Annotated in this window: 15 protein-coding genes; 10 read left to right on the top strand and 5 right to left on the bottom strand. The window is 75.1% G+C overall.

Annotated elements, in window-relative coordinates:
- Positions 1 to 78: 78 nt before the first annotated feature.
- The gene (locus tag BGO37_RS11875; RefSeq protein ID WP_291755117.1) at positions 79 to 1,296 is read left to right on the top strand and encodes a DUF1015 family protein; all 1,218 of its coding nucleotides are present in this window, start codon (positions 79 to 81) and stop codon (positions 1,294 to 1,296) included.
- Here BGO37_RS11875 and glgC read toward each other — a convergent pair whose 3' ends face one another.
- Positions 1,297 to 2,538 carry a glucose-1-phosphate adenylyltransferase gene (gene glgC, locus BGO37_RS11870; RefSeq protein WP_291755115.1) on the bottom strand — a complete coding sequence of 414 codons (1,242 nt, stop codon included), beginning with the start codon at positions 2,536 to 2,538 and terminating at the stop codon, positions 1,297 to 1,299.
- 100 nt (positions 2,539 to 2,638) lie between these two features.
- On the opposite strand from glgC, the gene glgA reads away from it, so the two are divergent.
- Positions 2,639 to 3,835, top strand: coding sequence for a glycogen synthase (gene glgA / locus BGO37_RS11865; RefSeq protein ID WP_291755114.1), 1,197 nt, complete (start codon positions 2,639 to 2,641; stop codon positions 3,833 to 3,835).
- A 76-nt stretch (positions 3,836 to 3,911) separates the two neighbouring features.
- Complete coding sequence (gene rsgA, locus BGO37_RS11860) at positions 3,912 to 4,919, top strand: ribosome small subunit-dependent GTPase A (RefSeq protein WP_291755112.1); 1,008 nt, start codon at positions 3,912 to 3,914, stop codon at positions 4,917 to 4,919.
- 112 nt (positions 4,920 to 5,031) lie between these two features.
- Here rsgA and BGO37_RS11855 read toward each other — a convergent pair whose 3' ends face one another.
- The 3 genes from BGO37_RS11855 to BGO37_RS11845 all read right to left on the bottom strand — a co-directional run bounded on the left by BGO37_RS11855 (position 5,032) and on the right by BGO37_RS11845 (position 10,152).
- Positions 5,032 to 6,702 (bottom strand): HNH endonuclease signature motif containing protein, encoded by a 1,671-nt coding sequence (locus BGO37_RS11855; RefSeq protein WP_291755110.1) that lies wholly within the window; start codon positions 6,700 to 6,702, stop codon positions 5,032 to 5,034.
- A gap of 118 nt (positions 6,703 to 6,820) precedes the next feature.
- Positions 6,821 to 7,639, bottom strand: coding sequence for a hypothetical protein (locus BGO37_RS11850; protein WP_291755109.1), 819 nt, complete (start codon positions 7,637 to 7,639; stop codon positions 6,821 to 6,823).
- A gap of 44 nt (positions 7,640 to 7,683) precedes the next feature.
- Positions 7,684 to 10,152 (bottom strand): DNA topoisomerase IV subunit A, encoded by a 2,469-nt coding sequence (locus BGO37_RS11845; RefSeq protein WP_291755107.1) that lies wholly within the window; start codon positions 10,150 to 10,152, stop codon positions 7,684 to 7,686.
- A 145-nt stretch (positions 10,153 to 10,297) separates the two neighbouring features.
- On the opposite strand from BGO37_RS11845, the gene BGO37_RS11840 reads away from it, so the two are divergent.
- The 5 genes from BGO37_RS11840 (at position 10,298) to BGO37_RS11820 (ending at position 16,828) form a co-directional block, all read left to right on the top strand.
- Entirely contained in the window at positions 10,298 to 13,006 is a 2,709-nt protein-coding gene (locus BGO37_RS11840; protein WP_291755105.1) for a GNAT family N-acetyltransferase, read from the top strand.
- Positions 13,007 to 13,049: 43 nt separating this feature from the next.
- The gene (locus BGO37_RS11835) at positions 13,050 to 13,619 is read left to right on the top strand and encodes a DUF5998 family protein (RefSeq protein ID WP_291755103.1); all 570 of its coding nucleotides are present in this window, start codon (positions 13,050 to 13,052) and stop codon (positions 13,617 to 13,619) included.
- A complete protein-coding gene (locus BGO37_RS11830; protein WP_291755101.1) occupies positions 13,616 to 14,764 on the top strand; it encodes an alkaline phosphatase family protein in 1,149 nt (382 codons plus the stop codon). The genes BGO37_RS11835 and BGO37_RS11830 overlap by 4 nt, the downstream gene beginning before the upstream one ends.
- A 10-nt stretch (positions 14,765 to 14,774) precedes the next feature.
- The gene (locus tag BGO37_RS11825) at positions 14,775 to 15,431 is read left to right on the top strand and encodes a thymidine kinase (RefSeq protein ID WP_291755099.1); all 657 of its coding nucleotides are present in this window, start codon (positions 14,775 to 14,777) and stop codon (positions 15,429 to 15,431) included.
- A 131-nt stretch (positions 15,432 to 15,562) separates the two neighbouring features.
- A complete protein-coding gene (locus BGO37_RS11820; protein WP_291755095.1) occupies positions 15,563 to 16,828 on the top strand; it encodes a methyl-accepting chemotaxis protein in 1,266 nt (421 codons plus the stop codon).
- A 4-nt stretch (positions 16,829 to 16,832) separates the two neighbouring features.
- Here the strand turns inward: BGO37_RS11820 and sepH are convergent, their stop codons facing one another.
- On the bottom strand, positions 16,833 to 17,867 hold the full coding sequence (gene sepH, locus BGO37_RS11815; RefSeq protein ID WP_291755094.1) for a septation protein SepH: 1,035 nt from the start codon (positions 17,865 to 17,867) through the stop codon (positions 16,833 to 16,835).
- Positions 17,868 to 17,995: 128 nt separating this feature from the next.
- Here sepH and BGO37_RS11810 point away from each other — a divergent pair, with 128 nt between their 5' ends.
- Positions 17,996 to 18,805, top strand: a complete 810-nt coding sequence (locus tag BGO37_RS11810) for an inositol monophosphatase family protein (RefSeq protein WP_291755214.1) — start codon at positions 17,996 to 17,998, stop codon at positions 18,803 to 18,805.
- Positions 18,806 to 18,962: 157 nt separating this feature from the next.
- The gene (locus tag BGO37_RS11805) at positions 18,963 to 19,262 is read left to right on the top strand and encodes a DUF4193 domain-containing protein (protein WP_291755093.1); all 300 of its coding nucleotides are present in this window, start codon (positions 18,963 to 18,965) and stop codon (positions 19,260 to 19,262) included.
- The last annotated feature ends 17 nt before the right edge of the window (positions 19,263 to 19,279 follow it).

Raw genomic sequence — 19,279 nt, 5'->3', positions numbered from 1 at the left:
CGGCGGCCGTCCGGAGCGCCGGGCGCCCGGAGTTCGGGCAACCCGGCTGCTTGCGCACCGCTGTGGGATCGTGGCCCCGTGGCCACCGTTCGCGCGTTCGTCGCCCTCCGCCCACCCCGTGACCTGGTGGCGGCGGTCGCCGCACCGCCGTACGACGTGGTCGACACCGCGGAGGCCACCGCGATCGCCGAGGGGAACCCTGACAGCTTCCTGCGGGTCTCGCGCCCGGAGATCGGGCTGCCGGCCGGCGCGGGCGCCGCCGAGGTGCACCGGTTCGGGCGGGAGGTGCTGGAGGCGTTCGAGCGGCGCGGCACGCTCGTCCGCGACGCCGCGCCGGGGCTGCTCGTCTACCGGCAGGAGATGGGGAGCGCGTCCCAGACCGGCGTGGTCGCCGCCGTCACGGCCGCCGACTACCGCGCGAGCGTCATCGCCGTCCACGAGCACACCCGTCCCGACAAGGAGAACGACCGCACCGAGCACATCGAGGCGCTCGGCGCGCACGACGAGCCGGTGTTCCTCATGTACCGGCCGGCCGCGCCCGGCGCGTCGCGGGTGGCGGAGGTGCTGGCCGGCGTCACCGCCGGCGAGCCGGACTACGTCCTGGAGCGCGACGGCGTGCGCCACACGATGTGGACGGTCGCCGAGGCCGCCGACGTGGAGGCGCTGGAGGCGGCGTTCGCCGAGACGCCGGTCCTGTACGTCGCCGACGGCCACCACCGCAGCGCCGCGGCGGCGCGCCTGGCCGCGAAGGACCCGCGACCCGGGGCGGCCGAGTTCCCGGCCGTCGTCTTCCCCTCCGACGAGCTGACGATCCTCGCCTACAACCGCGTGGTGCGGGACCTGTGCGGGCTCACCGCTGCCGCGTTCGTCGAGGCACTGGGCGCGGACTTCGTCGTGACGCCTGCCGCGGCCGCCCCGGCGCTCGAGCGGCACCAGGTCGGCGTCTACCTCGGCGGCGCGTGGTGGACCGCGACCGCCCGGCCGGGCGTGGTCGACGAGGCCGACCCGATCGCGCGGCTCGACGTCTCCGTGCTCCAGGACCGGGTGCTCGCGCCGCTGCTGGGCATCGTCGACCCGCGGACCGACACGCGGATCGCCTTCGTCGGCGGCATCCGTGGCACGGCGGAGCTCGAGCGGCTCGTCGACTCCGGCGAGTTCGCCGTCGCCTTCGCGATGCACCCGACCTCGCCCGTCGAGGTGATGGACGTCGCCGACGGCGGCCAGGTGATGCCGCCGAAGTCGACCTGGTTCGAGCCGAAGCTCCTCTCCGGCCTCTTCGTCCACCCGATCGAGTAGCTAGTCCGCGAGCACGGTGCCCTTCGGCACGACCGTGATCCCGCTCTCCGTCACGGTGAAGCCGCGCGCCAGGTCGTGCTCGCGGTCGATCCCGACCCGGCCCCGCTCGGGGACGATGACGTTCTTGTCGAGGATCGCGCGGTGCACCTGCGCGTGCCGGTTGACGATGACGCCGTCCATGAGCACGGAATCGGTCACCTGCGACCACGAGTGCATCCGCACGCCCGGCGACAGCACCGAGCGGGAGACCGTCGCGCCGGAGATGACGACGCCCGGGGAGACGATCGAGTCGGCCGCGTGCCCCAGGCGCCCGGGCCCGGCGTGGACGAACTTCGCCGGCGGCAGGCTCATGGTGCCGGCGAACAGCGGCCACTCCTCGTTGTAGAGGTTGAACACCGGCTCGATGGCGATGAGGTCGATGTTCGCCTCGTAGTAGGCGTCGAGCGTGCCGACGTCCCGCCAGTAGTCGCGGTCACGTGGCGTCGAGCCCGGCACGTCGTTGCGGATGAAGTCGTAGACACCGGCGGTGCCCGCGTCGACGAACGCCGGCACGATGTCGCCGCCCATGTCGTGGCGGCTGTTGACGTCCTCGGCGTCCCGGGTGACGGCCTTGACCAGGGCTTCCGCGTCGAACACGTAGTTGCCCATCGAGGCGAGGACCTCGCCGGGGGAGTCCGCGAGGCCGACCGGGTCGCTCGGCTTCTCGCGGAACGCCGCGATGCGGCTCGGGTCGGCCGCGTCGGTCTCGATGACGCCGAACTGGTCGGCCAGGGAGATCGGCTGGCGGATGCCCGCGACGGTCATCTCGGCGCCCGACGAGACGTGCGCGTCGACCATCTGCGAGAAGTCCATCCGGTACACGTGGTCCGCGCCGACGACGACGACGATGTCCGGCCGCTCGTCGTCGATGATGTTGAGGCACTGGTAGATCGCGTCCGCGCTGCCGAGGTACCAGTGCTTGCCGACACGCTGCTGCGCGGGGACGGCGGCGACATAGTTGCCGAGCAGCGGCGACATGCGCCACGTCCGGGACACGTGCCGGTCGAGGCTGTGCGACTTGTACTGGGTCAGCACGATGACGTGCAGGTAGTGCGAGTTGATGACGTTCGACAGCGCGAAGTCGATGAGGCGGTAGATGCCGCCGAACGGCACCGCTGGTTTGGCGCGGTGTGCCGTCAACGGCATGAGGCGCTTGCCCTCGCCGCCGGCGAGGACGATGGCGAGGACCCGCGGCGCAGCCATACCTGGACCTTAGGCGTACGGAAGGGCGACGACGAGCGGGCGCGCGCTACCGTGTCGCCAGGTCGCCGCGGCGGCCGATCCTGCGAGCCGAGGAGCAAGGGTGCGCGTCGACCTCATCACCCGCGAGTACCCGCCGTACGTCTACGGCGGTGCCGGGGTGCACGTCGCGGAGCTGGCGAGCGTGCTGCGCCGCTCGGTCGACGTCCAGGTCCACTGCTTCGACGGGCCACGGGCCGGCGAGCCCGGCGTCCACGGGTACGACGAGCCCGACGAGCTCGCCGGCGCCAACGCCGCCCTGCGCACGTTGGGCGTCGACCTGTCGATCGTGGCCGGCGTCGACGGGACCGACCTCGTGCACTCGCACACCTGGTACGCGAACCTGGCGGGTCACCTCGCCGGCCTCCTCAACGACGTCCCGCACGTCCTGACCGCGCACAGCCTCGAGCCGCTGCGGCCGTGGAAGGCCGAGCAGCTGGGCGGCGGCTATCGCGTGTCGTCGTGGGCGGAGCGCACCGCCTACGAGGGCGCCGCCGGGGTCATCGCCGTGTCGGGCGGGATGCGCGACGACATCCTGCGGGTGTACCCGCAGGTGGACCCCGCCAAGGTGCACGTGGTGCACAACGGGATCGACCTCGACGGCTGGCAGCGCCCCGCGGACGCGGCGGAGACCGAGGCCAAGGCCCGCGCCCTCGGCGTCGACCCGTCCCGGCCCGCCGTGGTCTTCGTCGGGCGCATCACCCGGCAGAAGGGCCTGCCCTACCTGCTGCGCGCCGCCGAGCTGCTGCCCGACGAGGTGCAGCTCGTGCTGTGCGCGGGCGCACCCGACACGCCGGAGCTGCTGGCCGAGGTGACGGGGCTGGTCGACGGGCTGCGGGCGAAGCGCAGTGGCGTCGTGTGGATAGACAAGATGCTGCCGCGCGACGAGCTCGTCGCCGTGCTGGCGTCGTCCACGCTGTTCGTCTGCCCCTCGATCTACGAGCCGCTGGGGATCGTCAACCTCGAGGCGATGGCGGTCGGGCTGCCGGTCGTCGGGACCGCCACCGGTGGCATCCCCGAGGTCGTCGACGACGGCGTCACCGGCCGGCTCGTCCCGATCGAGCAGCTCACCGACGGCACCGGCACACCGGTGCACCCGGAGGAGTTCGTGCACGACCTGGCGGCCGCCCTGACCGAGGTCGTGTCCGACCCCGGGCTCGCCGCGTCGTGGGGCGTCGCGGCACGCCGGCGCGTCGAGGACCACTTCTCGTGGGCCGCCGTCGGCGACCGGACCATCGAGGTCTACCGCTCGCTGCTTTAGCGGTTCACCTGGCCGCCTGCCGGCCGCGGCCCGAAATCACTCGTCGTGGCCGCGCGCACGGCCTACCGTCGGCGCCGTGCAGGGCATCCAGACGTGGCGGGTGGTCCGCGCCGACAAGGGCGCGGTCCTCGTCGTGCCCGAGGCCGGCCTCGTCGCCGGCCTGGACGACGAACCGACTCGCGTGCCGCTCGGCCGCGACGGCCTGGCGCCGAGCGACGAGGGGCGCGTGGTCCCGACCGTCGGCGACCTCGTCGAGCTCGCGGGCGACGCGATCGGGCGGGTCCTGACCCGCCGCAGCGTCCTGGTGCGCGACAGCGCCGGCCGGACGTCCCAGACGCAGGTGCTGGCCGCGAACGTCGACGTGGTGCTCGTCGTCGAGCACCTCGATCCCGAGCCGGACCTGGGCCGGATCGAGCGGCTCCTGACGCTGGCGTGGTCCTCGGGAGCGACGCCCGTCGTGGTGCTGACGAAGGCCGACCTCGTGCCCGATCCGGCCGTGCTCGCCGTCGACGTCGCGGCCGTCGCCCTCGGCGTCGACGTGCACACGGTGAGCGTGCCGGACGACCTGGGCCTCGACGCGGTCCGTGCGCTCCTGGCGGCCGGCGTGACGTTCGTCATGGTCGGCCCGTCCGGCGCCGGCAAGTCCACGCTCGCCAACGCGCTGGCGGGGTCGGAGGTCGCGGCCACCGGCGAGCGGCGCCACGACGGCCGCGGCCGCCACACCACGACCCACCGGGAGCTGATCCGCCTCCCCGGTGGCGCGCTGCTCATCGACACGCCCGGGGTGCGGTCCGTCGGCCTCGTCGCCGACGACGACGCCCTCGGCCAGGCGTTCGCCGACATCGCCGAGCTCGCCCTGTCGTGCCGCTTCGCGGACTGCAGCCACACCGCAGAACCGGGCTGCGCGGTCCGTGCGGCGCTGGACTCCGGCGAGCTGCCGGAGCGGCGGTACGCGAGCTGGCGCAAGCTCGAGCGCGAGGCGCGATACCAGGCGATCCGCGCCGATCGGGGCGCGGCCGCGGCCGAGCGGGCGCGCTGGAAGCAGATCGCCCAGCTCCAGCGACAGGTCGCCCGCGGTCGCTAGGCCGAGCCTCTCTGGGCGGGCCAACGGGCTTCCGCTGAGGCGAGGAGCGCACGCTTCGGCCAGAGCAGCCCACGGCCAGAGTCGCGCTCCTGTCGATGACGTATCGGTTTCGCTAGAACGGGGGGTCATCGGGACGTCCGCCGTCGACCCCGACGGCAACCGCGTCCGCTGGCGGCCGGGGAGGCGGAGCCGGTCGCGGTGGCCAGGCGTCGCCGGGGGCGGTCCAGTACGTCAGGCCCAGCGGTGAGCGCCAGCGCACCGCCCCGTCCGGCTCGAGGGTCGGGGTCCAGCCCATCGCATGTTTCAGCCGATGGTGCTTCTCGCAGAGGCACTCGAGGTTGCAGGCGGCAGTGGCTCCGCCGTCGGCCCATGCGGTGACGTGGTCGACGTCGCAGCGGCGCGCGGGGCGCCGGCAACCGGGGAAGCGGCAGGTGACGTCGCGGAGCTGCACCGCGCGACGCAGGTCCTCCGGGAGGCGGTACCTGTCCCGGCCCACCGACAGCACGGCGCCGGTCTCCGGATGGGTCAGCACGCGCAGGAACGACGGTGCGTTCGCCGCGAGCATGCGGGCAGTCTCGATGTCGATCGGGCCGAACCCTTCGAGCTCGGCCGGCTCGTCGGACCGGTCCAGCAGCGACAGCACGGGCACCGTGAGGACGACGTCGGCACGCACCCCGGCCAGCCAGGCGGGAAGCCCGCAGGTTCCGGCGTCCACGGGGATGGCACGATCGATGGGTTCGTCATCGTCCACGGGTTCGCCGGGGACCTGGTTGGCCGACCCGAACGCGTCGCCGGACCGATGATCGGCCGGCGCCGCGGCGGCGGCACGAGCCGCGGCCACGCTGCGCTCGTCTGTCGACTCGACCATGGCGCCGTCCGGGTCGTAGGGCTCCGCGTCGATCGGCGCGTCCGCGTCCGCGCTGCATGCGCCGGTCGGGAAGGGCATGCCGCCGGGGACGAGCAGCAGGTCGACGAGGGCGTCGGCGCGGATCTCCTCGCGGGAGCGCTCGTCGGTGCCCTCGACCGCCGCGGCGATCGCGTCGAGCCGGGCGTCGATCGCCAGGGCCTGTGGCGCCGGGACGAGGGCGGTCAGCCAGCACATGTCGTCATCGGCAGGGCTGATGTCGACGCGACGCGCCTCCAGGTTCAGGCGTCGCTGCTCGTCCGTGCGCGGCACGTTGCGCGCACGCCAGCCGCGCGCGGTGGCCCGCAGCTGAGGTGCCGTCATTCGCTCCGCCCGCACGGCCAGGAACTCGTCGGCCCGCTCCAGCACACCCCGGTCGTCCACGCCGCGGAACACGTCCAGGACGACGTCCACGTGCCAGGCGGACACAGCGCCACGCTCGTGCGCGGCCAGCAGCCGCGGGAGTGCCGCCAGACGAGTCAGGCGGGCGAGGCGGCGGGCCAGGGTGGTCTCGGGCAGGTGCAGCGCGGCCGCCAGCTCGGCCAGCATGCCCCGCGCGCCCCACTCGCGCTTCTCGCGCTCGGTGCCCGCCGAGCGGCGCGCCAGCTCTCCGGCCCCCCAGAGGTAGCAGGCGACGAGCCGGGCGTCGGCCTGCGCCTGAGCGGCGGTCGCGGTCCGCGTGTCGAACGCCACCTGGGCCACCTCGGCCAGCAGCGGGTCGCACCACTCGTCGACGACCAGCTCGCCGAGATGCGTCATGAACGCGGTGACGACGGTCCCGTCGGCGGCGGCGACCGCCGGCGGCACCGGCACCGGCGCACCGGTGGGAAGCGGGACGCCCGTGGCGTCCCACCCCGACCCGACCAGCACCTCCCGCATGCCACAACTTCACCAGGCGCCACTGACAAAGCGCCTGGTCAGAGGCCAGATGTGTCACCCGAATGGGCTACCGCAACGCGACCCGATCGAGTGATCTTCGCGGCACCGTCGGGGGAGCCTACGGCCGCTCGTCGCGGTGGCGGTCCTCCTCGCGCTGCCGGCGCACCACGGTTCCGTGCGCGCGGACGGCGTCGCCCCCGAGCCATGCCGACGCGGCGCTCATCGCCCGGCGGGCCAGCCGGTCGACCTCTCGCAGGGCCGTCGACCGCTGGTCTGACTGCCACAGGTTCACGGCGCCGCCCTCGTCCTCCGTGGCCAGCTCGACGATGGCCCGCAGCCGCGCCGCCTGCTGCATCACGCGGACCCGCTGTGGCCACGCCTTGAACTCGTCGGTCAGGCGGTCGCCCGGCAGCGATCCGTCGCGCACCGCCGTGATCCGGTCCGCGGCGTCGGGACGCCACTGCGCGACGTCGAGCTGGACCAGCGCCTGCGTCGCGAGCATCAGGCCCTCACGCAGCCCGCGCTCGGTGTCGTCGAGCGACCCGACCGCCGCCTGGAACGTCGTCCGCCAGTCGTCGACCTCGTGCGTGCGCCAGACCACGCTGGCGCCGGGCTCCAGCCGTGAGCCGAACCGGTGGACCTCCGGGACGATCGCGAGGTCCCAGCCGTCGTCGTTGCTGTGCACCAGCACGCACTCGCCGGCGGCGGGCGCGTCCGGCGGCCCGACGAGCGGGTCGCCCGGGGCGGGCAGCACCGCGGCGACGTCCCAGGTCCGCTCGCCGATGTCGTCGATCAGGTCGTCGAGATCCGCGTACCGGCCGCCGGCGACCTCGTGCGGCTCGTCGTCCCCGACGACGACCGACGCGGCCCGCCGGCTGCCGCCGGCCTGCAGCCACAGGGCGAGGATCACCGAGCGCGGCAGCTCCAACGTGGCCATGGGCACCACGGTACGTGGCCCGGGCGGCACGCCCGGGCGCGCCGTCAGCCGACGGCGTGCACCGGAGCGGGGAGCGCAGCACCGGACATGTCGCGGCGCTGGTCGACCTCCGGCAGGGCGACCGCCTGCCCGCCGGAGCCGATCGCGCGCGCCGGCGCCGGCCCCACCCAGGCGAGGATCAACGCGTCCTCGCCCTTGAGGAACCGGTGCGCACGCACGCCGCCCGTGGCACGCCCCTTGCCGGGGTAGGCCGCCAGCGGCGTCACCTTCGCAGTCCCGGCCTGGGTGCCCGGCAGCGCGGACGACGAGCCCGCGACGGTCACGACGAGCGCGTCCACCGACCCGGCGGCGACGACGGCGAAGGCGACCACCGACACGCCGGCGTCGAGCTTGATGCCGGCCATCCCGCCGGCGGGCCGGCCCTGCGGCCGCACGGCCGAGGCTGGGAAGTGCAGCAGCGAGGCGTCCGAGGCGACGAGGACCAGCTCGTCGTCGTCGGCCGCCGCCGCGGCGCCGACCACCTCGTCGCCCTCCTTGAGCGCGACGACCTCCCAGGCGTCCCGGTTGCCGGGCACGTCGCCCGGGATCACGCGCTTGACGGTGCCCTGCGCCGTGCCCAGCGCCAGCGGGGGAGCCGCCGGGTCCAGCGAGGCGAGCGCCACGACCTTCTCGCCACGGTCGAGCTGGACCACCTCGCCCACCGGCACGCCGCCCGACAGCGACGGCGCGCCCTCGGTGGGCGGCAGCCCCGGCAGGTCGAGCACCGACAGGCGCAGCACGCGCCCGCGGGAGGTCACCACGCCCACGTCGGCCCGGGCACTGGTCGTCACGACGGACGTGAGCGCGTCATGACGGTGCCGCGCGCCCTGCCGCACCACGGGCTCGTCGGACGCCGTCCGGGCCAGCAGCCCGGTGGCGGACAGCAGCACGTGGCACGGCGTGTCCGCGATCTCCAGCGGCGCCACCGCCGCGGAGCGGGTCGAGGGGGCGGCGGCGGCCGTGGCCACCCCGCCGGCGGACTCCAGCAGGATCGTGCGGCGCGGCGTGCCGTAGGCGGCCGCCACCTGGGCCATCTCCTCGGACACCGTGGTCCGCAGCAGGTGGTCGTCGGCCAGCAGCGCCTCGAGGGCGGCGATCTCGGCGAGCAGCTCGGCCTGCTCCCGCTCGAGCTCGAGCTTCGAGAACCTCGTCAGGCGCCGCAGCCGCAGCTCGAGGATGTACTCGGCCTGCAGCTGCGACAGGTCGAACACCTGCATCAGGCGGGCGCGGGCGCCCTCGGCGTCGTCCGACGAGCGGATGACCTGGATCACCTCGTCGATGTCGAGGATCGCGACGAGCAGGCCCTCGACCAGGTGCAGCCGCTCCCGGCGCCGCGCGAGGCGGAACGCCGACCGGCGCCGCACCACGGTGAGCCGGTGCTCCACCCACACCTGCAGCAGCTCGCGCAGCCCGAGGGTGCGCGGCTGGCCGTCGACGAGCGCGACGTTGTTGATGGCGAACGAGTCCTCGAGCGGCGTCGTCCGGTACAGCTGTTCCAGCACGGCCTCGGGGTCGAAGCCCGACTTCACCTCGACGATGATCCGCAGCCCGTGCGTGCCGTCGGTGAGGTCCACGGCGTCGGAGATCCCGGAGATCTTCTTGGCCTTGACGCCCTCGGAGATCTTCTCGATGACCTTCTCGGGCCCGACGCCGAACGGCAGCTCGGTGATGACGATGCCCTTGCGCTTGGCCGTGACGTTCTCGATCCGCGCGGTCGCCCGCGTGCGGAACTGCCCGCGACCGGTGCGGTACGCCTCGCGCACGCCCTCGAGCCCGACGATCTTGCCGCCGCCGGGCAGGTCCGGCCCCGGGACGAAGCGCTGCAGGTCGTCGAGCGTCGCGTCCGGGTGCATGACGAGGTGGCGCGCGGCCGACACGACCTCGACGAGGTTGTGCGGCGCCATGTTGGTCGCCATGCCGACGGCGATGCCGGCCGCGCCGTTGACCAGGAGGTTCGGGATCGCCGCGGGCAGCACCGAGGGCTGCATGAGCTTGTTGTCGTAGTTCGGCACCAGGTCGACGACGTCCTCGTCGACGCCCTGCGTCATCGCCATCGCGGCGGGCGCCAGGCGCGCCTCGGTGTAGCGGGAGGCGGCCGGCCCGGCGTCGAGCGAGCCGAAGTTGCCGTGCCCGTCGACGAGCGGCAGCCGCAGGCTGAAGGGCTGCGCCAGCCGAACCATGGCGTCGTAGATCGCCGAGTCGCCGTGCGGGTGCAGCTTGCCCATGACGTCGCCCACCACGCGGGCGCTCTTGACGTAGGAGCGGTCCGGGCGCAGCCCCATCTCGCCCATCTGGAACAGGATCCGGCGCTGCACCGGCTTCAGCCCGTCGCGGGCGTCCGGGAGGGCGCGCGCGTAGATGACCGAGTAGGCGTACTCGAGGTACGACCCTTCCATCTCCGACGTGACGTCGATGTCGACGATCTTCTCGACGAGGTCGTCGGGCGGCAGGGACGGGGTGGGGCGGCGCGCCATGCGGGCGGGACTCCAAAGGTGGGGCGACGTGACCGGCCCATTCTCGCCTCCGGCGGCGCGCCTCCCGCTCCGGCGCGCTCGCGTCCGCACATGTTGCCGCTCCCGCGACCGCGTGGCCGGACGCAAGTCGCTCTAGCCTGTCGGCATGGTCGAGCCCACCGGGGGCAGCGCCGCCACCGTCCCCGACTACCCGGCGTCGTGGGAGGCCGACGTCGTGCTGCACGACGGCACCACCACGCGCGTGCGCCCCCTGCGACCGTCCGACGCGGACGCCCTCCAGGCGTTCCACATGGGGCAGTCGGAACGCTCGACCTACTTCCGGTTCTTCCACCCGCTGCTGCGCCTGCCGCCGCGCGACCTGGAGCGCCTCGTCGCCGTCGACCACCGCGACCGGGTCGCGCTCGTGGCCGTCGAAGGGGCGGACGAGAAGATCATCGGCGTCGCGCGGTACGACCGGATCGACCCGGAGACGGCCGAGGTGGCCTTCAACATCGCGGACGCCCACCAGGGCCGGGGCCTCGGGTCCGTGCTGCTCGAGCACCTCGCGGCCGCCGCGCGGGAGCGCGGCCTGCGGCGGTTCGTCGCCGAGGTCCTGCCCTCCAACGGCCGGATGCTGGCGGTGTTCCGCGACGCCGGCTACGAGGTGCGGCAGCGCACCGAGGAGGGCGTGGTGACGGTGTCGTTCGACATCGACCCGACCGATCGCTCGGTCGCGGTGATGGCCGACCGCGAGCACACGGCGGAGGCACGGTCGATGCGGGCGCTGTTCGAGGCGCGCAGCGTGCTCGTCGTCGGCCCCGGCGCGGGCGGCCGTCCGCTGAACGCCGCCATCGCGGACCGGGTGTGCCGGTCGCTGGCGACCGAGGCCGAGGCGGGGCGCGTCGAGCTGCACGTCATCGGGGTGGGGGAGCCGGTGCCCGGCGCCGTGGCGTGGCCGGCGCTGGGCGACGTGCCCGGCCCGGTGGAGGTCGCCGCGCTGGCCGGCGAGGCCGACGACGTCGTCGCGTGGGTGGGCGCGCTCGCCGCGCTCGACGTCCGCACGGTCGTCGTCCTGTCGGGCGGGTTCGCGGAGGAGGGTCCGGAGGGCCTGGAGCGGCAGCGCCGGCTGCTGCGGGCGGCGCACGGCGCGGGCATGCGCCTGGTCGGACCCTCGTCGTACGGCGTGGTGGCGACCGGACCGGACCGCGTGCTGGACCTCTCGCTCGCGGGGCACCTGCCCGGCCCGGGGCCGGTCGGGCTCTTCTGCCAGTCGGCGCCGTTCTCGGTCCCCCTGCTGTCGGCGCTGGAGCGCCGCGGGCTCGGGCTGTCCCAGTTCCTGTCCGCCGGGCACCGAGCGGACGTCTCGGGCAACGACCTCATGCAGTTCTGGGCGGACGACGAGCGGACGGCCGCCGTGGGCCTGCACCTGGAGTCGATCGGCAACCCCCGCAAGTTCTCCCGCGTGGCCCGTCGGCTGGCGGCCCGCAAGCCGGTCGTGGTGATGACCGCGGGCGGCGGCACGGGTGCCGTGGTGCCCCCGGGGCACGCGGTGCGCGCGACCCGCGCCCCCGGCAGGGCGTTCGCCGAGATGCTGCGGCAGTCCGGCGTGGTGCGCGTGGAGAACGCGCACCAGCTCGTCGACGTGCTCCAGCTGGTGACGAGCCAGCCGCTCCCGACGGGCCGCCGGGTGGGGATCCTCTCCTCCTCGCAGTCGGTCGGCGCGCTCGTCGCGGCCCTGCTGCGCGCCCAGGGCCTGGAGGCCGACGGCGCCGAGGTCGTCGCCGAGGACGCGTCGGCCGAGCGGCTGCACCAGGCCGTCGCCGCCGTCTACGAGGACCCCGACGTCGACGCGGTCATCGCGATCGGCATGCCGGTGCTGGGCGGCACGAACCGCGAGATGGCGCACGCACTGGCCGCCGCCGCGGCGAGCTCGCACCGCCCCACCGTGGCGGTGATGACCGGCCTGCACGGGCTGACGCCGCACCTCACCGCGCCGGACGAGGCCGGCGTCGACCGCACGGTCCCGGCCTACTCGACCCCGGCGGACGCGGTCCTCGCGCTCGGGCTGACTGTCGGCTACGCCTCGTGGCGCGCCGCCGACCGGGGCCGCCCCTTGCACCTGGCCGGCGTCGACCTGCGCGCCGCGACGCACCTGGCGGAGGAGCACCTGACGCCCGGGGAGCCGACCGTGCTCGACGCAGGCGCGACCGCCGCGCTCCTGGCCACTGTCGGGATCCGGGTGCTGCCGTCACTGGCCGCGCGCGACGCCGACGAGGCCGCGGCCGCCGCCGCCACGCTCGGGTACCCGGTCGCGCTCAAGACCACCGCACCCGCGCTGCGCCACCGGGCGGACCTCGGCGGCGTGCGGCTCGACGTGGCCGACGAAGCCGGCCTGCGGGTCGCCGCCGAGCAGGTGCTGGCCGCGGCGGCCGGCTACGACCCCGGGCCGGCGCCGGCCCCGCTCGAGGTCCAGGCGATGGCGGCGAAGGGCGTCGCCTGCGTCCTGCGCTCGAGCGAGGACCCGCTGTTCGGCCCCGTCGTCTCGTTCGGCGTCGGCGGCGACGCGACCGACCTGCTCGACGACGTCGCGTACGGCGTCCCCCCGCTGACCGATGCCGACGTGGCGGCGCTCGTCCGCGAGCCGAGGGCGGCGGTCCGGCTGCTCGGGTACCGGGGCCTGCCGGCCGCGGACGTGGCGGCGCTGGAGGACCTCGTCGGCCGGGTCGCCCTGCTCGCGGACGGCCTGCCGGAGCTGCGGTCGCTCGAGCTGAACCCCGTCGTGGCGGCGCCCGGCGGCGTGGCGGTGCTCGGGGCGCACGCGACGCTGGCGCCGGCCGACCGCACGGACGCCACCCGCCGCCTCTCGCGGACGTGACGTGCCGCAGCCCCGGGCGCGCCCGGGATGGGAGGATGGGCGGGTGCCGCTGATCGCCGAACTGCACCGCGACCTCGACCGTGCCGGCTACTACCCGGAGCTCGTCGCGGACGTCCTGGACGTCGCGCTGGCCGACGAGCCGGTGGTTGCCCACCTCGTGCAGCCGGAGACGACGTTCGACGCCTCCGAGGTGCGCCGTCACGTCACCGTGCTGGTGCTGACGCCGACGCGCCTGGTCGTCGCGCACGTCGACGACCACCCCGCGGACCGGGAGCACCCCTCGGCCTCGGCGGCCGCGACCACGGAGGCGGTGCCGCTGCGCGAGGTGCGCTCGGTCGCCCTCACCCACGTCGTCTCCGACCCGCAGCGCCACCACGCCGGCGACGCCCGGGTCGAGGTGACGCTCGCGCTCGGCTGGGGCTCGGTGAGCCGCATCGACCTCGAGCCGGCCGGCTGCGACGACCCGCAGTGCGAGGCGGACCACGGCATGACCGGGACGCTGTCGCCCGACGACGTCGTCGTGCGGGTCAGCGCGGCGGCCGAGGGTGCGCAGGCCGTGCGCGCCGCGGTGGCGTTCGCGCGTCAGCTGTCGGCCGCGACCGCCGCTCGATGAGCGGGTTCGTCGACGGGCTGGTGCGCCCCGGCGCCCCCGGGCCGTGGGTCGGCGACGTGCTGCCCGGGATCGCCGGCGTCGTGGGCGGTGACGTGACGGGGGCCGCCGAGGCCCGCCGCAGCCTGGGGTTGCCGACCGCCTCGCGCGCCTGCGTGGTCCTCGTCGACGGCCTCGGGCACGCCAACCTCGCGGAGCGTGCGGGGCACGCGCCCTTCCTGCGCGGCTTGCTGGGCGCCTCGACGCCCCTGACGACCACCTTCCCCTCGACGACCGCCACCGCGATGGGCAGCTTCGGCACGGGCCTGCGTCCCGGGCAGACCGGCATGCTGGGCTACACCGTGCGCAACCCCGGCACGGGCCGCCTGGGCACGATGGTGTCCTGGAGCGACCTGCCCGACCCGGTGGCCTGGCAGCCCGCGCCGAGCGTCCCCGAGCAGATGATCGCCGCCGGGGTCCCGGTGACGAGCGTCGGCCCCACCCGGTTCGCCGGCTCGGGCCTGACGCGTGCCGCCCTGCGCGGGCCGGCGTACCGGGGCGCCGACTCGGCCGACGACCGCGTCAACGCCGTGGTCGACGCGCTCCGCCGCCCCGGCGTCGCCTACCTCTACTGGGGCGAGGCCGACAAGACGGGCCACCGGTTCGGCTGGGAGTCCTGGCAGTGGGGCGACGTGCTGGCGGCGGTCGACGGCAGCCTGGGCGCGCTCGCGCGGCGGCTGCCGCGGGGCACGGTGCTCGCCGTCACCGCCGACCACGGCATGGTCGACCACGACGCGTCCCAGCGCTGGGACGCCTCGACCGACCCGGTGCTGTCACGGGACGTCGAGCTGGTGGCGGGGGAGCCGCGCGCGCTCCACGTCCACCTGACGCCGGGCGCCGACGCCGACGCGGTGCGGGACCGGTGGCGCGCGCACCTGGGCGACGCGGCCCTCGTCGTCACGCGTGAGCAGGCGGTGGTCGACGGCTGGTTCGGGCCGGTGCGCGAGGAGATGTCCCCGGTGGTGGGCGACCTCGTCGTCGCGATGCGGGGCCGCGCGACGATCGTCGACTCGCGCACCCAGACGCCTGAGGCGATCGCGCTCGTGGGGGTCCACGGGTCGCTCACCCCGACCGAGATGATGGTGCCGTGGCTGGTCACGCTGACGTGAGGATCTGACGGTGTCCGAGCTGGTGTTCTTCTCCGGGACCATGGACAGCGGGAAGTCGACCCTGGCCCTGCAGACGGCGCACAACCACGCGGCACGGGGCCGCGACGGCCTGCTGTTCACGCGGCAGGACCGCGCGGGCCGCGCGGTGATCTCGTCGCGCCTCGGGCTCGAGCAGCCCGCCCTCGAGGTGGACGACGAGACCGACTTCTGGGCCGAGGTGATCGACCGCCGCCTGCACGGTGAGCCCGTCGACTACGTCGTGGCCGACGAGGCGCAGTTCTACACGGCCCTGCAGGTGGAGCAGCTGGCCCGCGTGGCGGACGAGCTCGGCGTCGACGTCTACGCGTTCGGCATCACCACGGACTTCCGTGCGCGGCTGTTCCCCGGCTCGGCCCGGCTCGTCGAGCTCGCCGACCGCGTCGAGGTGCTCCAGGTGAAGTCGCTGTGCTGGTGCGGCGCGGCGGCGACCCACCAGGCGCGCACCGTCGACGGCGTCATGGTGGTCGAGGGCGAGCAGGTGGTCGTGGGCGACACGGTGGCCGGCGCGAAGATCGCGTACGAGGTGCTGTGCCGGCGCCACCACATGCGGCACATGACGCAGGCGGTCGCGCGCGCCCAGGCGCTGGAGCCGCAGACCCTCGACGCCGCCGTGGCCGATCAGGGCTGAAGGTCCCATCAGACGGCTCGTCATCGGTCGATGGGGACCGCTGTGACGGGACGCAGCGCGGTCCTGGGCCCGGGCCTGGCACCGCGCGCTCGTCGTGCGCTTCCGAGACGACGAGAGGTTGTGACGCAGGGGTGCTCACTCACCGGAGCAGGTCTGCCCAGCAGGACGGCCGGAACGCCGAGGCCGCGTCCGCGACCAGGCTGCTGGACGAGGTCGGCGCCACCGCGGTCAGCGTCTCGGCGACCGTGGTCGGGCTGGTCGGCGCCGCCGCCGCGCTCGATGCGCGGTGCACCACCGCCGACGCCGAGGCGCAGGCCGTCGCCGCGGCCTCCGAGCAGGTGAGCACGACGATCGGCTCCCTGGCCAGCGCGGCCGAGGAACTCTCCACGTCGCTGCGCGAGGTCTCGGCCCGGACGGCGCAGGCCGCGCACGCGGTGCAGGGCGCGGTGACGAACGCCGAGCAGGCGAGCCGCAGCATGGCGGCCCTCGAGGTGCTGGCGCACGACATCGCCGACGTCTCCAACCTCATCGCCCAGGTCGCCCGCCAGACGAACCTGCTGGCGCTCAACGCGACGATCGAGGCGGCGCGTGCGGGGGAGGCGGGCAAGGGGTTCGCCGTCGTCGCCCGCGAGGTCAAGGAGCTGTCCAACGAGACGGCGGAGGCGACCACCAAGATCGACGAGCGGGTCCGGGCGCTGCTCGACGGCACGGCGGCGGTGACCACGGGGATCTCCGAGACGGCGCTGCTCGTCGAGGAGATCGGCCAGATGACCAGCACCGTCGCCGCCTCCGTCGAGGAGCAGACCACGGTCACCGCCCAGATCGCCCGCGACGTCGCCGAGGGCGCCGGCGCGGTGAGCGACGTGTCGCGCCGGCTGTCCTCGCTGTCCGGCGCCGTCGGCGCCGCCCGCGGCGAGGCCGCCCGCGTGCGGCGGCTCAACGGCCACCTCCAGGAGGAGGCCGCGGGGCTCGACGGCGGCCTGCAGGCGTACTTCGGCAGCGGTGTCCGGACGGTCCCCGGCACGGGCACCGCGGACCGCCTGACGGCGGCGATCGGGGCCCACGGCGCGTGGAAGGTGCGCCTCATGGAGGCGGTGGCCACCGGGCGGTCCCCGCACGAGCCGGCGGTGGTGTCCGCCGACGACCGCTGCGCCTTCGGCACCTGGCTGCACGGCGAGATCCGCGCGGACGCCCGCGGCTCGGTCCACTACGCGCCCGTGCTCGACCTGCACGCGCAGTTCCACCGGCTGGCGGGTCGCATCCTGACGCAGGCCCGTTCCGGCGAGCGGCAGGCCGCCGCGAGCGCGACGGCGTTCGGAGGGGAGCTGGACCAGGTCCTCGCGCGCCTGATCGGCGAGGTGAACGACTGGCGGGACGAGCTGGCCGGGACGGCCTGAGCCGCTACTCCGGCCTGGCGCCGAAGACGATCTCGTCCCAGCTCGGCACCTTGGCGCGCCCGCGGCGCGAACGGGGACGCTCGTCGGCGTGGGCCGCGACCGGCTCGGCGTCGGCGGGGGGCATCGGAAGCGGCTCGGGCGCCGGCAGGGCCTCCTCGCGGGGCACCACCGCCACCGGGCGCGGGTAGACCCTCGCCTCGGCCTCGGGCTCGACGTCCACCGGGTGGGCTCCCGGCGGTGCGGCGTCGAAGCCGAAGTCGAACGCGTGCTGGGGGCCGAACCCCTCGAAGGCCTCCCCGTCGTCCTCGACCTCGACCGGCTGCCGGTGGCCGCGACGCGCCGAGAGGGCGTCGAGCATCACCGCGGTGCGGTCGGCGGGCGCCGGCTCCGGGTCCGGGTCGGCGTGGGCGCCGACGGTGACGTCGAACACGACGTCCCGCACCGCGGCGAGATGGCGGCGCGCCACGGGCTCGTCGAGCTCGGTCTCGGAGAGCCAGCGCGCCTCGTCGTCGGACGCCGTCAGCACGCGGGCGGAGACGTCGAACGCCCACTGCGCCTCGCGGGCCTCGTCGGCCACCTCGAAGCGCGCCAGGACCGTCCAGGGCAGCGATCCCTCGCGTGCCGCGTCCCACGAGAGGCTGGCGACGTCGACGCCACGCGCCGCGAGCCGGTCGGTCACCAGGTCGCCGAGCGTCGGGGCGCCCGTCTCGTGGCGCACCGGCGTGTCGCGGGCGAGCTCGGCGATGTACTCGCGCTCGGCGATGACCGGGCCCTCGTAGCGCCGCACGGCCGCGATCGGCAGGCCGGCCGAGTCGGCGACCTCCTGGGCGGTGGCGCCGGCGCGGATCCGGGCCTGGATCTCGCGCGGCGCCATGACGCTGGCCCGCTCGGCGCGCAGCTGCTCGAGCTGGGGACGGTCGCGGCGCACGGCGGCGCGCAACGGCTCGTCGATCCGCAGCCGGAACTGTTGGCCGTCGGAGGTGGCCAGGATCAGGTGCTCGCCGTCGTCGTGCAGGCCCACAAGCTCGACCTCGCCCATGCTGCCTCCCTTCGCGGTGTCCAGGTTCTCACCCGATCGGGCACGGGCGGTGCACCTCGCCCCGGTGTGGCGGACCCTGGGGGAGGATGGGCCACGTGACGGCGGTGGACGTGGACGTGACGGAGCTGATGGGTGTCGCCGAGCGGGTGGCCCGCGAGGCGGGAGCGCTGGTGTCGGACGGGCGGCCCGACCGCGTGACGGTCGCCGCGACGAAGTCGAGCCCGCAGGACGTCGTGACGGCGATGGACTACGCGTCCGAGGAGCTGCTGCGCCGGCGGCTGGCCGAGCTGCGTCCGGACGACGGCGTGCTGGGGGAGGAGCGCGGCTGGCAGCCGGGCGGCAGCGGCGTCACCTGGGTGGTCGACCCGATCGACGGCACGGTCAACTACCTCTACGGGCAGCCGTCGTACGCGGTGTCCGTCGCGGCGGTGACCGGCCCGGCCGGCGTGGCGCCGGACCCCCGCACGTGGACCGTGCTCGCCTCGTGCGTGCACGCCCCGACCCTCGGGCTGACCTACACCGCCGCGCGCGGCGCGGGCGCGTGGCTCGACGGCGTGCGCCTGACCATGGGCGCCGGGCCCGACGACCTGGCGGGCTGCCTGCTCGGCACCGGCTTCGGCTACCTCGCGCAGCGGCGGGCGGTCCAGGGTCGCGTCGTCGCGGCGCTGCTGCCGCGGGTGCGCGACATCCGGCGGCTGGGGTCGGCGGCCGTCGACCTGTGCTCGGTGGCCGCGGGATCGCTCGACGCGCACTACGAGCGGGGGCTGCAGCCGTGGGACCTGGCGGGCGCCTCGCTGGTGGTCACGGAGTCCGGCGGGGTCGTCGTCGGGCTGCGCGGCGAGCCCGCGAGCGACGAGATGACCGTCGCCGGGCCGCCCGCCGTCGTCGCCCGCCTGACGCCGTTGCTGGAGGAGCTGGGCGCCGACTCGGACGCCTGACGGCGCGCCCCGCGGGTCGCCGTTCGCGCCGCTCGCCGACATGGTGCACAATCCCTCCGCGCAGTGCGCCGGAGGTGGGAACAAAACACCCCCCGTGGCGCTTGAGCACCCGTACGAGAGACACGTAACAGACGTCGAGCAACGAATGCGAGCCCACATGGCGACCGATTACGACGCACCGCGCAAGCTCGAGGAGGACCTCACCGAGGACTCCCTCCAGGAGCTCCAGGCACGCCGCTCGGACAAGAACTCGGGTGTTGTTGACGAGGACGAGACCGAGGCTGCCGAAGGCTTCGAGCTGCCGGGCGCCGACCTGTCCGGCGAGGAGCTGTCGGTGCGGGTCCTGCCGCGGCAGGCCGACGAGTTCACGTGCTCGCGCTGCTTCCTGGTGCACCACCGCAGCCAGCTGGCGTACGAGCGCGACGGGCAGCCCGTCTGCACGGAGTGCGCGGCCTGACGCCACGCACCCCCAGC

Source organism: Cellulomonas sp. 73-92, assembly GCF_001898175.1.
In the GTDB taxonomy this organism is placed as follows: Bacteria; Actinomycetota; Actinomycetes; order Actinomycetales; family Cellulomonadaceae; genus Cellulomonas.
This window is presented reverse-complemented; position numbering and strand designations above follow the sequence as displayed.

Bases quoted from the DNA above. Each gene is read 5' to 3' on its own strand.
- BGO37_RS11845 (WP_291755107.1), bottom strand. From the start codon at position 10,152: ATGGCGCGCCGCCCCACCCCGTCCCTGCCGCCCGACGACCTCGTCGAG.
- glgC (WP_291755115.1), bottom strand. From the start codon at position 2,538: ATGGCTGCGCCGCGGGTCCTCGCCATCGTCCTCGCCGGCGGCGAGGGC.
- BGO37_RS11850 (WP_291755109.1), bottom strand. From the start codon at position 7,639: ATGGCCACGTTGGAGCTGCCGCGCTCGGTGATCCTCGCCCTGTGGCTG.
- BGO37_RS11830 (WP_291755101.1), top strand. From the start codon at position 13,616: ATGAGCGGGTTCGTCGACGGGCTGGTGCGCCCCGGCGCCCCCGGGCCG.
- BGO37_RS11855 (WP_291755110.1), bottom strand. From the start codon at position 6,702: ATGCGGGAGGTGCTGGTCGGGTCGGGGTGGGACGCCACGGGCGTCCCG.
- sepH (WP_291755094.1), bottom strand. From the start codon at position 17,867: ATGGGCGAGGTCGAGCTTGTGGGCCTGCACGACGACGGCGAGCACCTG.
- BGO37_RS11805 (WP_291755093.1), top strand. From the start codon at position 18,963: ATGGCGACCGATTACGACGCACCGCGCAAGCTCGAGGAGGACCTCACC.
- BGO37_RS11810 (WP_291755214.1), top strand. From the start codon at position 17,996: ATGGGTGTCGCCGAGCGGGTGGCCCGCGAGGCGGGAGCGCTGGTGTCG.
- BGO37_RS11840 (WP_291755105.1), top strand. From the start codon at position 10,298: ATGGTCGAGCCCACCGGGGGCAGCGCCGCCACCGTCCCCGACTACCCG.